17 protein-coding genes and 1 other RNA gene are annotated in these 15,617 nt (G+C 38.7%); 1 reads left to right on the top strand and 17 read right to left on the bottom strand.

The genetic code is table 11. From position 1 onward, the window contains the following. Positions 1-40: 40 nt before the first annotated feature. Complete coding sequence (locus tag R2876_06340) at positions 41-562, bottom strand: spore maturation protein (GenBank protein MEZ4358222.1); 522 nt, start codon at positions 560-562, stop codon at positions 41-43. Further along, positions 559-1,155: a nucleoside recognition domain-containing protein gene (locus R2876_06335; protein MEZ4358221.1), complete on the bottom strand. Its 597-nt coding sequence runs from the start codon at positions 1,153-1,155 to the stop codon at positions 559-561. The genes R2876_06340 and R2876_06335 overlap by 4 nt, the downstream gene beginning before the upstream one ends. A 172-nt stretch (positions 1,156-1,327) precedes the next feature. On the opposite strand from R2876_06335, the gene R2876_06330 reads away from it, so the two are divergent. Further along, complete coding sequence (locus tag R2876_06330) at positions 1,328-1,576, top strand: AbrB/MazE/SpoVT family DNA-binding domain-containing protein (protein MEZ4358220.1); 249 nt, start codon at positions 1,328-1,330, stop codon at positions 1,574-1,576. Here R2876_06330 and rsmI read toward each other — a convergent pair. From rsmI to R2876_06255, 15 genes are all read right to left on the bottom strand, one after another. Continuing rightward, positions 1,565-2,395, bottom strand: coding sequence for a 16S rRNA (cytidine(1402)-2'-O)-methyltransferase (rsmI, locus tag R2876_06325; GenBank protein MEZ4358219.1), 831 nt, complete (start codon positions 2,393-2,395; stop codon positions 1,565-1,567). The two genes, R2876_06330 and rsmI, sit on opposite strands and share 12 nt — an antisense overlap. A gap of 12 nt (positions 2,396-2,407) precedes the next feature. Continuing rightward, positions 2,408-3,145: a tRNA1(Val) (adenine(37)-N6)-methyltransferase gene (locus R2876_06320; GenBank protein ID MEZ4358218.1), complete on the bottom strand. Its 738-nt coding sequence runs from the start codon at positions 3,143-3,145 to the stop codon at positions 2,408-2,410. A 114-nt stretch (positions 3,146-3,259) separates the two neighbouring features. After that, positions 3,260-4,483 carry a peptidoglycan-binding protein gene (locus R2876_06315; GenBank protein MEZ4358217.1) on the bottom strand — a complete coding sequence of 408 codons (1,224 nt, stop codon included), beginning with the start codon at positions 4,481-4,483 and terminating at the stop codon, positions 3,260-3,262. Positions 4,484-4,820: 337 nt separating this feature from the next. Further along, an RNA gene (ffs, locus tag R2876_06310) (signal recognition particle sRNA large type) lies at positions 4,821-5,084 on the bottom strand. Between the two features lie 13 nt (positions 5,085-5,097). Next, positions 5,098-6,384, bottom strand: a complete 1,287-nt coding sequence (locus R2876_06305) for an adenylosuccinate synthase (GenBank protein ID MEZ4358216.1) — start codon at positions 6,382-6,384, stop codon at positions 5,098-5,100. Positions 6,385-6,539: 155 nt separating this feature from the next. Continuing rightward, positions 6,540-7,169 carry a uracil phosphoribosyltransferase gene (gene upp / locus R2876_06300; protein MEZ4358215.1) on the bottom strand — a complete coding sequence of 210 codons (630 nt, stop codon included), beginning with the start codon at positions 7,167-7,169 and terminating at the stop codon, positions 6,540-6,542. Positions 7,170-7,184: 15 nt separating this feature from the next. Continuing rightward, positions 7,185-7,631, bottom strand: coding sequence for a ribose 5-phosphate isomerase B (rpiB, locus tag R2876_06295; GenBank protein ID MEZ4358214.1), 447 nt, complete (start codon positions 7,629-7,631; stop codon positions 7,185-7,187). A 124-nt stretch (positions 7,632-7,755) separates the two neighbouring features. Beyond that, positions 7,756-8,793 (bottom strand): L-threonylcarbamoyladenylate synthase, encoded by a 1,038-nt coding sequence (locus R2876_06290; GenBank protein MEZ4358213.1) that lies wholly within the window; start codon positions 8,791-8,793, stop codon positions 7,756-7,758. 11 nt (positions 8,794-8,804) lie between these two features. Further along, entirely contained in the window at positions 8,805-9,866 is a 1,062-nt protein-coding gene (gene prfA / locus R2876_06285; protein MEZ4358212.1) for a peptide chain release factor 1, read from the bottom strand. Between the two features lie 4 nt (positions 9,867-9,870). Beyond that, positions 9,871-10,734, bottom strand: a complete 864-nt coding sequence (gene prmC, locus R2876_06280) for a peptide chain release factor N(5)-glutamine methyltransferase (protein MEZ4358211.1) — start codon at positions 10,732-10,734, stop codon at positions 9,871-9,873. Beyond that, complete coding sequence (locus R2876_06275; GenBank protein ID MEZ4358210.1) at positions 10,721-11,743, bottom strand: DUF1385 domain-containing protein; 1,023 nt, start codon at positions 11,741-11,743, stop codon at positions 10,721-10,723. The genes prmC and R2876_06275 overlap by 14 nt, the downstream gene beginning before the upstream one ends. A 9-nt stretch (positions 11,744-11,752) precedes the next feature. Beyond that, positions 11,753-11,959 carry a hypothetical protein gene (locus R2876_06270; protein ID MEZ4358209.1) on the bottom strand — a complete coding sequence of 69 codons (207 nt, stop codon included), beginning with the start codon at positions 11,957-11,959 and terminating at the stop codon, positions 11,753-11,755. Next, on the bottom strand, positions 11,925-12,125 hold the full coding sequence (gene rpmE / locus R2876_06265) for a 50S ribosomal protein L31 (GenBank protein ID MEZ4358208.1): 201 nt from the start codon (positions 12,123-12,125) through the stop codon (positions 11,925-11,927). Before rpmE ends, R2876_06270 begins: the two co-directional genes overlap by 35 nt. Positions 12,126-12,209: 84 nt before the next feature. Beyond that, complete coding sequence (rho, locus tag R2876_06260; GenBank protein ID MEZ4358207.1) at positions 12,210-13,739, bottom strand: transcription termination factor Rho; 1,530 nt, start codon at positions 13,737-13,739, stop codon at positions 12,210-12,212. A 235-nt stretch (positions 13,740-13,974) separates the two neighbouring features. Beyond that, complete coding sequence (locus tag R2876_06255) at positions 13,975-15,600, bottom strand: CTP synthase (GenBank protein MEZ4358206.1); 1,626 nt, start codon at positions 15,598-15,600, stop codon at positions 13,975-13,977. Positions 15,601-15,617: the final 17 nt, after the last annotated feature.

Raw genomic sequence — 15,617 nt, 5'->3', positions numbered from 1 at the left:
TACACCTCATAAAAATTAAGGTGTATTTTAAAGAGATCTTTTATTTAAATACAACTGAACATATAATAACCGTCGAAATAAGACCTGCAACTTCTGCCGCTAATGCTGCTGGGACTATATACTTGGTTTTGGTAATGCCTGCATTGCCAAAATAAACTGCGATAGTATAAAAAAGCGTTTCAGATGAGCCCATAAGTGTAGATGCCATCCTGCCCACCATAGAATCCGCCCCGTACGTGCTTAATATATTTGCTAAAATTCCAAACGATGCATTGCCCGAAAATGGCCTGGTTATTGCCAAAGGCAATAATTCCGGCGGTATATTAAATACGGAAAGCACCGGGGATAAAACTGCTGCTAAATACTCAAACCCGCCTGCTGCATTGAACATAGACACTGCAAATACAAAAGCAACTACATACGGTATTATTTTAATAGCCATTTTAACGCCGTCAGCCGCACCTTCTACAAAGGCCTCATAAACCGGCGTTTTATTTAAAAGGCCATAAGTAACTACGCCTACTATAAATGCCGGAACGAAAAGCAAAGATACGTACATCATCTTTTTGACTTCCAAAATCTCTTCATAATCTTGGCAGATAATATCCCAACGCATGTAGTAACCGTAGTTGCCAAAAGCGTTGTTAGAACTATGTCTGCTGGGTTTTGCGCCCCGGAAGCTGATCTTAGCGCAATTACACTTAAAGGCAAAAGCTGTATAGAAGATGCGTTTATAATAAGAAACATACACATATCATCCGTAGCCGTTTTTTTATCCTTGCTGCTCTTTTGCATTTCCTCAATTGCCTTTATACCATATGGGGTAGCAGCATTACCCATACCAAGTACATTTGCAGATAAATTAAGTGTTATCATAGAGGTTGCTTCTTCACTTTTTTTGTCCTTGAAAAGCGGCTTAATAATAAACCCAAGCAACTTTGCTATTTTTTTTACCAGACCGGATTTTTGTGCAATGTTTAATATGCCCATCCATAGTGCATACACCCCTATTAAATTTACGCAAAGCAATGCAGCATCTTTGGCTCCATCCATTGCTGCATTTGCTAGCAGAGCTAAATTACCAGAAAAGATAGCGCTCGCAATAGACGCGATTATTATTATCGCCCAAAGATAATTTATCACTATATACTCCATTTTTTTTAGTATATAAAAATATATTGTTATAAATATTTTAATAGACCTTTAACAATGAAATAAATGTGTTAAATTTTTGAAAATAATCCTTTTCTCTCATTGACATTACTTTACAAAATTTATATTGTTTATAATAAATAGTTAAATAATGTTATTTAGAGGTTTAAAGTATATGAAATCAACTGGTATCGTAAGAAAAATTGATACTCTTGGGCGTATCGTTCTTCCTATTGAATTAAGAAGAATAATGGGGCTCGACATCAAAGATCCTGTCGAGATATTTGTAAGCGAAGACAGTATAATCTTAAAAAAATATCAGCCCACATGCATGTTCTGCAATAGTGCTGATGATATGGTCTCATTTAAGGATAAGAAAATCTGCAAGAAATGTTTAAATGAAATTAATAATTTAAATAGGTAATATGAGCTTATAAACTCTATTCTTACTTACACCAAAATATAATGCCGTTTTTAAAACAGCGTCTCTTTTTGTTAAACCATTTTGCATTAAATCTTTAGCATAATCTATTAATATACTATCGTCTATTTCCTTCTCAACTTTATTTATCCCAGCTAAAACTATAACTATCTCTCCCTTAACTTCATTTTCACCGATATCACCTATAATTGAATCTATACTTCCCCGCAATGCTTCTTCGTGTACTTTTGTAAGTTCACGCGCAATACAAACCGGCCTATCACCACCGCAATTTTTCCTTAAATCAGCAAGCGTTTTTTTTAGCCTAAACGGGCTTTCATATATAACAGTCGTATACTCACGTTTGGCGATTTCGCTTAATATCTGCTTTCTGTCTGCCCCTTCGCGCGGTATAAAACCTTCAAATGTAAACCTTCTTAGATCAAACGCACTTAAAGTCAGTGCGGAAATCAAAGCGCATGCACCCGGAATAGTTATAACGTCTATTCCAGACTCAACTGCCCTTTTGATAAGTTCGCTCCCGGGGTCTGAAATTAGCGGAGTCCCCGCATCAGATACTATGGCTATGTTCTTCCCCGATAAAAGCATATCTACTACACTTTTTGCCTTTTTCTTTGCGTTGTGTTCATGAAAGCTTATCTGTGGTGTGCCTATGTTAAACGCATTTTTAAGTTTAGCAGTCTGCCTCGTATCTTCTGCTGCTATTATATCAACGCTTTTTAGCGTTTCAATTGCCCTTGCTGTGATATCGCCTAAATTGCCAATAGGCGTTGAAACTATATAAAGCCTGCCTCTTTCCACAATATATCCTCCTTAGATAAGATGGTAAATTTGCTTAAGCGTGTCAGTATATTCCCCATCCTCTTTGTAAACGATTAAATTAGGCTTAACTATTATGCCAGCTGACGCTCCTTTAACGCCTTCTACTAAAAAATGGCTGGGAGCTTTTCCTTCTCTAGACTGGACGAATTGTAACCTTTTAGCTTCTATCCCGGCCTTGTTTAAAATAACAAAAACTTCAGATAATCTGGCAGATCTGTGTATCATATAAAGCCTGCCTTTTGGCTTTAAAATCTTTGCCGCATTATCTATTATCCCGAATAAAGTACACTTTTTCTCAAATCTGGCGACCGAATGACAATCCTCTTTTGGCTCTATCCCGCTATTAGCTTTTTCATACGGTGGATTGACTGTAACTACATCGACACTTTCTTTTATTATATCATCTGCATGCATTATGTCCCCGTTTATTATACTTATTGTTTCATCAAGGCCGTTTAATTTTACGCTCCTTAAAGCCATTTGTGCCATATAAGGCTGGATCTCAATACCTGTAATATACTTTGCTGTGTCTTTACCGCTTAAAAGGATGGGTATGATACCGGTCCCTGTACAAAAATCCACAACTTTGTCCCACTTCTTTAGAGTTGTAAACCACGAAAGTATAACTGCATCCGTGCCAAAGCAAAACATATCCGGATTTTGGATTATTTTAAGCCCCTTATATTCTAAATCGTCAATACGTTCGTTTCCTTCTAAAATTTCATTCATAATATCCTCTGTTATATTTTAAGCAACTTTTTAAAAATTTTAACATGAATACATTAAATTTAAAATGCCAAAATTAAAAGCCGCCCTTAAAAGACGGCTTTTAATTTTGTTTTTTTAAAAAACCCTTCTCCCACAGACAAAGTATGTTTGGTAATAACTGCTTGAAATATCGCCTATTACAACTTGTTTATTTGAAGAAGATGCGTGTATCATTTTATTAGAGCCTATATATATGCCCGTATGATTAACATTCGAGCTGCTGCTCGATCTGAAAAATACCAGGTCACCCGGCTGAAGTGAGCTCATCTTGGTTACCTTTGAAAAGCTGCTTAAATTAGAATACCCCAGTGCAGATAATCTTGAAACTTTAACTCCCATTTCGCGAAGTACGTAATAAATGAGGCCTGAACAATCGAAGGAAGACGGCCCTTCAGTACTATATTTATACGGTTTGCCAAGCTGTTCCTTCGCAAATGCTATCATTTTTTCTACTTTCGTCTGCGTAGTAGTCGTAGTTGTGTCATCACCACTGCTATCGCTGTCGCTTGTGCCTGTAGCGGCTATTGCTGAAGAACCATATAGTACAGCCCTCGTGTTTTTACCCAGCTTACCGTCAGCTGTTAGATTGTTTGCCTTTTGAAAAGCCTTAAGCGCTGCTTCTGTTACATTTCCAAAGTATCCGGTAGCGTTTCCGGAAAAATAATTTAATTCCTTTAACCTTTTCTGCAGTTCTACAACCAAGTCCCCTTTGTCTCCGGGATACAATACAAAATACTTTGCGTTCCCCGATTCCAGCATACTTAAAGTCTCTTTACCGACTATTCCGTCAACCGTTAAATTATTTACACTTTGGAAACGGCGGACCGCATCTTCTGTTATGGGCCCAAAATACCCGGTTATATTTGAATATGTATAATATTCAAGATCTTTTAGCTTCTGCTGTATAACTTTTATATAATCTGCCCTGTCCCCAGGATAATAAACTTCTGCTTCGGTTTTTTCTCCTGTAGTAAGCCTGTCCGAGCTTATGGTAGTATAGTTGCTTCCAAGCAAAGACTTCCTTGTTTCGGGCCCGGCTTTTCCATCTACTGCCAGTCCATTGTCTTTCTGAAACTGTATTACTGCATCCTGAGTATTTGTACCGTAATATCCAGTAGGATTTTGTTTTAAATATCCCCGTTTATAAAGTTCTTCTTGAAGTTCGGTTACCCAGTTGTCTTTGTCGCCCTTCATCAAAACCTCATATCTCTCTACTGCTAGCGCCGAATTCATGGTAAGAATAAGACACATTAAAACCGACACTGTAAATAATACCGTCTTTTTAAACATTGATCTCATAATACTGCAAAAAACCTTTCTAATAAATTTACCACTCACTGTTACTATCTAAATTAAAATATCTCTAAATACTGTGCCGGCATATACCCTTAAAATGCCGTTATAATTAACCTTCTTTCCTTAGAACCAGAACTTATAAAACCTACATCTAGTTTAATGATTTTGTAACATCTTTGTAATAAATATAGAACATTTTTTCCAATAATGCAATAACTTTTTGAATTTTTTTTGCAATTTAAGTGAAATTTTAATGATTTTAACCAAAAAATACAAAAAAGCATGCCTTTTTTCGATATTTTCATACAAAAAGCATGCTAAATTTATTTTTAAAATTAAGCCGTGCACTCGGTTTCGATACCGCCATCACGATCGTTACCTTTTTATAAAGCTCCAAACAGGTAAATCCGCGGCACATATACGATTCTGCTTACTGCTGCTTCCGTCAGGACCTGACAGGGTTCACAGATGCATATTGCACGAAGCCCATCTATCAACGCCGCCAAAAAGGGCAGCACCGCAATAGAAATACCTAGACCGAGAATTAAGCCCCGCTGTAGCGGATTGCGGGTACAGGGCACCGCTAACTCCCCGCCTAGCACGGCAAACTTATAAACTTATTTAAAATACGCCTTTCTAACAATACACTCTTCCCGCCCCGGGCCAACGCCGATCATATCAACGGGAATACCGGTATACTCCTCTATAAACTCGATATAGCGCCTTGCTTCTTTGGGGAGGTCTTTATATTCTCTTATGTTAGAAAGATTTTCATCCCAACCGGCAAAAGTTTCGTAAATAGGCTTTGCCTTCTCAATTTCTACCACTGTAGCCGGGTAATCTTTTGTTATGGTTCCATCTATATCATATGCTGTACATACCTTAACGTCGCCTATACCGCCAAGCGTATCCATTCTGCTAAGTGCAATAGAAGTCAACCCGTTAACTCTCTTGCTGTAATTTATTATAACAAGATCCAGCCAGCCGCATCTTCTTGGCCTGCCGGTAGTAGTTCCATATTCATGGCCTTTTTCACGTATTACATCACCTATTCCGCCAAACAGCTCAGTCGTAAATGGTCCTTTGCCAACTCTGGTCGTATAGGATTTTACAACACCTACAACTTCGCTTATCGCTTTTGGCCCAAGCCCTATGCCCGAGTATACGCCGCCGGTCGTAGGATGCGAGGATGTAACATACGGATATGTTCCAAAATCTATATCTAGAAGCATACCCTGAGCGCCTTCAAACAACAGCTTTTTATTTCCTTCCAAATATTTATATGCCATTAACGATGTATCTACCGCCATCTTTTTAAGCCTTGAAGCATATTTTGAATACTCTTCATATATCTCATCAAAGTCAAGCGGCTTTTCTTTATAGACTGACACTATCTGCTGATTCTTTTCATCTATATTCTTTTTAAGCAAAGAAGCAAACTCTTTTTCATTTATAAGGTCACAAATGCGTATACCTTTTCTTGCTATCTTATCTGTGTAGCAAGGTCCTATACCTTTTTGAGTCGTTCCTATTCCGCTTTTTCCAAGATTTTTTTCAGACAGCCCGTCTAAAAGTATATGATAAGGCATAACAAGATGCGCGCGAAGCGACACAAATAAATTATCTGTCTTAATTCCTCTTTCATTAAGGGAATCTATCTCTTCAAAAAGAGATTTTGGGTCTATAACGACCCCGTTCCCAATAAGACAAGGTTTATTTTCATATAAAATGCCAGATGGTATAAGATGCAGCTTATACTCCTTATTGTCCGAAACAACAGTATGCCCTGCGTTGTTTCCTCCCTGAAATCTTATTACCATATCCGCGCTAGAAGCAAGGTAATCTACAAATCTGCCTTTTCCTTCGTCTCCCCATTGCGCTCCAGCCACTACTAATCCTGGCATAAAATCACTTCCTTAAGAAAAATAATACGGGCTTCTAGCCCCTTGAATCATACCATTAACTTTAATTTAAGTCAATCAATAAAATGTTAAGATTTAAGTTAACAAAAGGCGGAGTTGCCGCCTTTTGTTAACTTAATATGTACTTTAAAAAACTTTTACTTAGTGCCAAAAAGCCTGTCTCCCGCATCGCCAAGGCCTGGGACTATATATCCGTGGTCATTTAGCTGTTTGTCAACTGCACCGATATATATGTTTACATCTTCGTGATTTTTGCGGACGGCTTCTATGCCCTCCGGTGCAGCTATCATGCACATGAGCTTGATATTCTTTGCCCCGTATTTTTTAATTAAGTCAATAGCGCTGACAGCAGACCCTCCTGTAGCCAGCATCGGGTCTAATATTATTACGTCCCTCGTATCTATGTCATTTGGGAGCTTACAGTAATATTCAACAGGAGATAGCGTTTCAGGATTTCTGTATAAGCCGATGTGGCCGACTCTGGCAGATGGAACCAACTTTAAAATCCCATTGACCATACCAAGACCTGCACGCAAAATAGGAACGATTGCTATGGCCTTGCCTGATATTACCTTTGTCCTCGCAACTGCGACCGGAGTCTCTATTTCCACTTCCCTTAGCGGCATGTCTCTTGTGACTTCATATGCCATAAGCATGGCGATTTCCTCTACCATTTCGCGGAAATCCTTTGTTCCGGTGCTTTTATCTCTTAATAAAGAAATCTTATGCTGGATTAACGGATGATCCATTACAAATACTGTTCCCATTTTTACCTCCCCGCTTTACTGTTCGTTTTCTATCTGTGTGATTAAATCCAACCTTCTTTGATGTTTTTCAAGCTTTGAGTAATCCGTCTTTAAAAACGCATCGGCTATCTCAACAGCCAGCCCTGGCCCTATTACTCTTGCGCCCATCGCAAGAATGTTGGCGTCGTTATGCTCTTTTGTCTTTTTAGCTGAATATACATCGCTGCAAAGCCCGCATCTTATGCCGTGGATCTTGTTTGCCGCAATAGATATGCCTATTCCTGTACCGCAGAAAAGCATCCCATAGTCACATTCTTTTGCTAAAACCGCATCAGCGACTTTCTTCGCAAAAACCGGATAGTCTACAGAATTTTCATCGTAGCATCCATAATCGATATATTCAAAACCGTTAGATTCAAGATATTTAATTATTTCCTTTTTAAGAGGGAATCCACCGTGATCGCATCCTAATGCTATTTTCATTTTTCTTTTCTCCTTTTAAATTCTTTTATAAAAATTAAATGGCAAAGCCATTTAAAACTTGCCTATATTTTAATTATATATTATTTGATGTTTTTAGCAACCACCTTTTTGATACGGCTTTTAATCATATCTTTTTAAAAGCGGCAGACTTTAAAACCCGGTTCATTACCGCAAGGCCTATGCCGTTTTCAGGTATCGCCTCAAAATATATCGTGTCCGCACCTATATCGTCTGCTTCTCTAAGGGTGTAAAACAGCCTTTTAGCAATGTCCTCGCTGGATTGCCCTAGGGACAGTAAAATAAATCCACTGTAAACATTAGCTCTTTTATCAGTGCAAAGTATCACCGGTTTTTTAGAAGCCTCTTTATCCTGACTTGCGTGTTTTATAACTTTTGAAGTGATTTCCTCCTCGTTTTTCCCTTCAACGATAAAAACTTCTGCCCTGGGTGCGTAGTGCTTATACTTCATTCCCGGGGATTTGGGCACCCCTTTTACTTCTTTTTTAGATAAAACCCCGTCATTTAATCTAACGTCTCCTAAAACGGCCTTAAGCATCTCTAAAGTAACTCCGCCCGGCCGAAGTATAACGCATTTATCATTAGATACGTCTACAACGGTAGATTCAAGGCCAACGCTGCATTCTCCTCCGTCTAAAATCAAGGGTATTTTCCCGTTTAAGTCCTCTTTTACGTGCAAAGCCGTAGTCGGGCTTGGTCTTCCGCTTAAGTTTGCAGACGGAGCTGCTATCAAAACTCCGCTTTCTTTAATAAGTTCCCGTGCATATTCGTTTTCCGGCATTCTAACCGCAACGGTTTTAAGGCCGGCAGTCACGGCATCGCTTACTATATCCTTTGCCTCCAACACTATCGTTATAGGGCCCGGCCAAAATGTATCCATGACCTTTTTAGCTGTATCAGTTACAAATGCTATTTTATCAACATCAGTTATCTTGCTTATATGCACTATAAGCGGGTTATCTGCCGGGCGGCCTTTCGCTTCAAAAATCTTCTTAACCGCTCTAGCATTTAGCGCATCTGCTCCAAGGCCATATACCGTCTCTGTCGGGAAGGCAACTACACCGCCTTCTTTTAAAATTTTCCCGGCCTTTTTAATGCCTGTTTCCCTGTCTTTTTTAAGATCTATTATCTTTGTTTTATACATTTTATCCCTTTTTATATGCTCGACAGTTGCTGTTCCCTGTCTTTTAATATGAGCCCATCTATTATCTCGTCTAAATCTCCGTCTAAAAACATATCGAGTTTATATAGCGTCATTCCCGTACGGTGGTCTGTAACCCTACCCTGCGGAAAATTATATGTGCGAATCCTCTCGCTCCTGTCTCCGCTGCCAACTAAAGTTTTTCTTTCCTCGGAATATTGCTTGTCTTTCTCTGTCTTCATCAAATCGTATAATCTGGATACTAAGACTTTCATAGCTTTTTCTTTGTTTTTAAGCTGGGATTTTTCATCCTGGCATGTAACTACCAGCCCGGTCGGCAAATGGGTTATCCTGACTGCAGAATCCGTTGTATTGACGCACTGCCCTCCATGCCCTCCGGCTCTGAAAACATCTATCCTGAGGTCATTAGGCCCTATTGCAACGTCAACTTCTTCTGCTTCTGGAAGTATAGCAACGGTGGCCGCAGAAGTATGTATCCTTCCGCTGGATTCCGTCTCCGGTACGCGCTGGACCCTGTGTACGCCGCTTTCATATTTAAGCCTTGAATAGACTCCGCGCCCGGAAATAGACATAACTACTTCCTTAACTCCATTTAGCTCAGTAAAGTTGCCCGTTAATATTTCCGTTTTAAAACCATGTCTCTCTGCATACCTCGTATACATCCTGAGTAGATCCATCCCGAAAAGCGCGGCTTCATCACCGCCTGTTCCTGCACGGATCTCAAGTATAACGTTTTTTGTATCGTTTTCATCCTTTGGAAGTAAAAGGACTTTTAAATTCTCTGTCATCTTTTCCTTTTCTTTAGTAAGCTTTGCAAGTTCGTCTTTTGCCATGTTTTTAAAGTCGTCATCGTCGGAATTCAAAAGCTCGTTTGCTCCGGAAATTTCTTCTTCGTTTTTCAAATATTCTTGGTATGCTAAAAAGACCTCTTCAAGATTAGCATGCTCGCATGCTAGTTTTTTATATAGTTCCTGATTAGTTATTACTTCATTTTTAGAAAGCTCTTTTGTCAATTCCTCGTATCTTGATTTTATGCCGTTTAATTTATCTAACATTTAGTCAATCCTTTCCTTTGAAAACTGCAACCCTGTCTATATCTGAAAAATCCTTTATCCACTTAACGTTTTTAAAGTATGATGAAAAAATCTCATTTATACTGTCTTTTTGCCCGTATCCTACCTCAATTATAAGCACGCCATTTTCTTTTAAATGTTTTCTTGCATCTCTTGCTATAATCTTATAATAAAAAAGCCCGTCTTCCCCGCCCAAAAGCGCTCCCTTTGGTTCATAGTCCGTGACATACGGGTCCAGGCCCAAATATTCGCTTTCACATACATAAGGAGGGTTCGCTGTTATTACGTCAAACTTGCCTTTTATATTATTAAACATATCGCTTTTTATAAAGGAGATGCTATCTTTTCCTAAAATGTCTTTAGCATTCTTTTTAGCAACTTTCAATGCTCTTTTTGATATATCACTGGCAGTTACTTTTACATAAGGGAGGGACTCTTTAACGCTTATAGCAATGCAACCGCTCCCTGTACAAATGTCGAGCACATCTTTTTTATTTTGTTTTAAGCTTAAAATAGCTTCTTTAACCAAAAATTCCGTTTCAAAGCGAGGTATCAATACCCTTTTATCCACGTAAAATTTAAACCCGTAAAAATCAGCCGATTTAATGGCATATTGAAAAGGCATACCTTTTAATATTTTTTTAAAACTTGTTTTTATAAAAGAACTTTGAGCGCGCGAAAGGAGGGTATCCCCATTTAAAAACATATCGCCCGCACTTAAGCCAACGGCGTTTGACAATAAAAGCTTGGCCTTTGTCTCATTGTCCTTAATGTTTGCCTTTTTAAATACTCGCTTTAATTCCCTGAACGCTTCTATCCTGGTTTTGTTTTTATAATTATTGCAGAACATTTAGTTCCTTTAGTTCTTCTAAATCTTCTTCTTTTTCTTCTTCGGTCTCTTTAGCAGGCTTTGACCTGTCATACTGTTTGATTAATTCGTCTACTTTTTCCTGCTCTTCACCTAAAGCAATCTTAAAAGCAACAATAGCTACTTCGACCATATTGTCTTCAGGCGGTTTTGTCGTAATCTTTTGAAGCATTAGTCCCGGAAAACCGATGATTTTGGCAATCCAATTGTCTTTTTTGGCAAGAAATTTTAAAAGTTCGTATGATAGTCCGGCAACAAGAGGCAAAAGCAATATCCTAAGTCCATACTTTAAATACCAGACTTCGCTCCAGTCCACCATTGAAAATAGTAAGACTGAGACTAAAACGATAAAGAACAAATAACTTGTTCCGCATCTGGGGTGAAGCGTCCTATACTTCTGGACATTTGATACGGTCAACTCCTCTTCGTGCTCAAAACAGTTTATAACCTTATGTTCCGCTCCATGATACATAAATACCCTTCTTATGTCCTTTATAAAAGAAGTGCTGATTATATAAACGAGCAATATGATAACACGGATTAGCCCTTCTATCAAATTCCTCAAAAATACAGACGGAACAAAACTCTTAAAAAGCCCGGCCAAAAACGTCGGCAGTATGAAGAACAACAAAACCGACAGGCCAATTGCCATTATAACTGCGAATATCATCATAATATTCAAAACATCTTTGCCCGTCTTTTTGGCAACGAATTCTTCGAATTTGCTCGGTTTTTCACTTACAAGCTCTTCGCTGTACATATTAGCAGAATCAAACAACGTAGACGTTCCAATTACCATAGTGTCTACAAAAGCAATGACCCCACGGACGACAGGCAGGCGTAAAAACCAGTTTTTCTTTCTGTTTTTTAAATCTGTTTTCTTATAGACTATCTCGCCGCTTTCTTTTCGTACAGCCAGTGCGGTAACATTTTCGGACCTCATCATGACGCCCTCTAAAACACCCTGGCCCCCTATACTTGTCTTTTTCATTCTCTCTCCTTAATTTAAAAAAACAGGCCGAATGAAATCGGTCTGCCCTTTCAATATGAACGGCGCATATTCCGATGCACCGGATGCAAGCTTTTTCATGCCCGCAAAGAAATATATATTATACTGTCTTAAAACTATTTTTGTATATACTAAAAATGCATGACAAATAAACACCATATTTTTAGTCGATGTTATAACGTTTTTTGAACCTGTCAACGCGGCCGCCAGTATCTACCAGCTTCTGCTTACCTGTGAAAAACGGATGACAGCTAGAGCAAATTTCAACTTTCAACTCGCTTTTTACCGAACCGGTTTCAAAAGTTGCACCGCAGGCACATTTTGCTATACATTTTTGATATTTGGGATGTATTCCCTCACGCATTTTATTTCACCTCTTAACGTCAAAACTGCAGATTATATTATAACAGTTTTTATATAAATTGCAACAATTATTTAAAACTTTGTTTTATTTAAGGCTGTAACCATCCTTTTCCCAAACCCCGATCAAGCTCTTTAAATTATTTAAGAACTCATCATTGTCCCTTGTTTTTGCCAGCATGCCAACTATCTGTTCTACAACCTCGGCCGTACTTCCGGCAGACATTACACGGCGAAGAGACCATATTCCCTCCAGCTCTTTTGGCGAGAGTAGCAAGTCTTCTCTTCTTGTTCCGGATTTGTTTATGTCTATTGCAGGGAAAATACGTTTTTCAGACAATTTCCTGTCTAAATGAATTTCCATGTTACCTGTTCCCTTGAATTCTTCATATATTATATCATCCATACGGGAACCTGTTTCTACAAGGGCGGTCGCTATTATAGTTAAGCTTCCTCCACCTTCTATATTTCTCGCAGAACCAAAAAACCTCTTTGGTTTATAAAGCGAGCCCGGGTCAAGGCCTCCTGATAGAGTTCTGCCAGTTGGCGGTATTACCAAATTGTAAGCTCGCGCGAGCCTCGTAATACTGTCCATCAGCACAACTACGTCTCTTCCGTTCTCAACAAGCCTTTTCGCGCGTTCCAATACCATTTCAGCAACGCGGGTGTGGTTCTCCGGCTTTTCATCAAACGTTGAATATACTACGTCGCCATTTATGGAACGCTGCATATCCGTCACCTCTTCTGGACGTTCGTCTATTAAAAGAACTATAAGCTCAATTTCCGGATAATTAAGTGTTATGCTGTTAGCTATTTTTTTAAGCAGTATAGTTTTACCTGCTTTTGGCGGAGATACAATAAGGCCTCTTTGCCCTTTTCCTATCGGGGCAATAAGATCAATGATCCTGATAGCTAAATCCTTTACGGACATTTTATTTTCAAGCGTTAAACGTTCTTCCGGATAAATAGGAGTTAAATCTTCAAATGCCGGCCTGTGTATACAATTTTCAACCGGCCCGCCGTTCACCTCTTCTATAAACAAAAGGGCTAAAAGCTTTTCGCCTTCTTTAGAAGGCCTGGTTTTCCCAACGACTTTATCTCCGGTCTTTAAGTTAAACTTCCTTATCTGCGCCATAGAGACGTAAATGTCCTTATTGCCCGGCAGATAATTTTCTCTTCTTAAAAAACCATACCCATCAGGATGTATCTCTAAGATACCCGAAGCTTGGCCGCACTCTCCTGTATTTAAAAGCGCATTGACCGCCTCGTTGCCGTGTACATATTCTATAATCTTCTGGTCTTTTTTATTTTGCTCTTCGAATTCATTTACATGTGCCTTTTCTTCTTCTTCCTTCCTGTCATCATCATCCCTGTAATTAAATTTATCTTCTTCATCTTCAACTTCATCGTAATCATCAATTCGGCGCACTATCTGTTCAGGGCGAAATGCAAACGTAGCCTCTTCCTGCTCATGTCTATTTGCATCTCTTTCGTTCATGTCTAAAAGCATTTGCAATAATTCTTCTTTTTTGTACTTATAGGGAGTTTTAACTCCTGCTATTTTAGCTATAGCACGCAAATCAGAAAGACTTTTTTCCTTTAGCAACTCTGCGTCCATAAATTTTCTCCTTAAATTAGATATAAATACACAGTAGAGTTTCCTACTGTTAACAAAGTTAAAAGTATATTATATTTGGAAATATTTTTTTGAGATTCAACATATCATTTGTAGATATTATATCCCCAGATATTAGGGTTTAAACGAACTGTACCAAAAGTAATTGGTTTTTTATTTAAGAATACACGCCATATGATAACTTTGTCAAGTTTTATAGCGTGTATTTTTCCATTTTTTAGATATTTCGACATTGTTTATCATTATATTTTATAGCTGCAGCTACAAATTCACGGAAAAGAGGTTGCGGCCTTATAGGCCTTGATTTAAACTCCGGATGGAACTGAACAGCTACAAAAAACGGATGGTCTTTAAGTTCCACTATTTCAACCAAGTTCCTAGATGGGTTTATTCCGGCGATTTTCATACCCGCCTTTTCAATTGCATCCCTATATGAATTGTTAAACTCATAACGGTGGCGATGCCTTTCATCAATTTCTTCCGTACCATAAGCAGCATATGCCTTAGTCCCTTTAACTAAGCGGCATTTGTAACTGCCAAGGCGCATTGTGCCGCCTTTGTCCTTTAAATTCTTTTGGTCAGACATCAAATCTATTACAGGGTTAGCCGTATTAGGCGCAAATTCTGTAGAATTTGCATCTGCTAGTCCCAAAACGTTGCGCGCAAATTCAATAACCGCCATCTGCATACCAAGGCATAACCCTAAGTATGGCACTTTGTTTTCACGCGCATACTTAACTGCCATTATTTTGCCTTCTATGCCTCTTTCACCAAATCCTCCCGGAACTATTATCCCGTCTACATCATTTAAGAATTTTGAAATGTCTTTTTCTTTTTCCAGGTCCTCGGCGTTTATCCACTTTACATTTACTTCAACTCCGTTGTAGATTCCGGCATGGCGGAGAGATTCTACTATACTTATATATGCATCATGAAGCTGCACATATTTACCTACCAAACCAATAGTGATTTTTCCCTTAAGTTCTTTTTCCTTCTTTACTATTTCTTCCCATTCTTTTAACTGCGGCTCTTTAGTAAACAGATTTAATCTGCGGCATACCATTTCGCCTAGTTTTTCCTTTTTCAACATGAGCGGGACTTCATATATACTGTCTGCATCTAAATTCTGTATTACACAGTCTGTAGATACGTTACAGAAAAGGGCTATCTTGCTCTTTAATTCATCGGTGATAGGTACCTGCGAACGGCAGACTAAAATATCCGGGTCAATACCTATTGCCCGTAGTTCTTTTACACTGTGCTGCGTTGGTTTTGTTTTTGTTTCGCCTATTTTTCCAAGATATGGTATCAATGTGACGTGGATGTACATGCAATTTTCTTCACCGACATCCCACTTTATTTGCCTTAGGGCTTCTAAAAACGGCTGGGATTCTATATCGCCGACCGTGCCGCCTACTTCAGAAATAATTACATCTGGTTTTAACGTTTTCGCTACTTTAAAAATGCTATCTTTTATTTCATTTGTTATATGAGGTATGACTTGAACGGTGGCTCCTAGATAGTCTCCTCTCCGTTCCTTTGTGAGTACGGACCAGTATATTTTCCCGGTCGTAACATTTGATTCTTTAGAAGAATTTTCGTCGGTAAATCTCTCGTAGTGTCCAATATCGAGGTCTGTTTCCACACCGTCGTCGGTTACGAATACCTCCCCATGCTGATATGGACTCATTGTGCCCGGATCGATGTTGATATAAGGATCACATTTCTGTATAAATACCTTAAGTCCCCTGCTTTTTAAAAGCATTCCGAGCGATGCCGCCGTTATTCCTTTCCCCAAAGAAGAAACAACGCCTCCTGTTACGAAAATATACTTTGTAGCCATATAAAACCCCTCAAATA

It is taken from the genome of Eubacteriales bacterium, assembly GCA_041390245.1.
GTDB lineage: Bacteria > Bacillota > Clostridia > Christensenellales > JAWKQI01 > JAWKQI01.
Note: the sequence above shows the minus strand (reverse complement) of the source record. Positions and strands in the feature narration are given on the sequence as shown.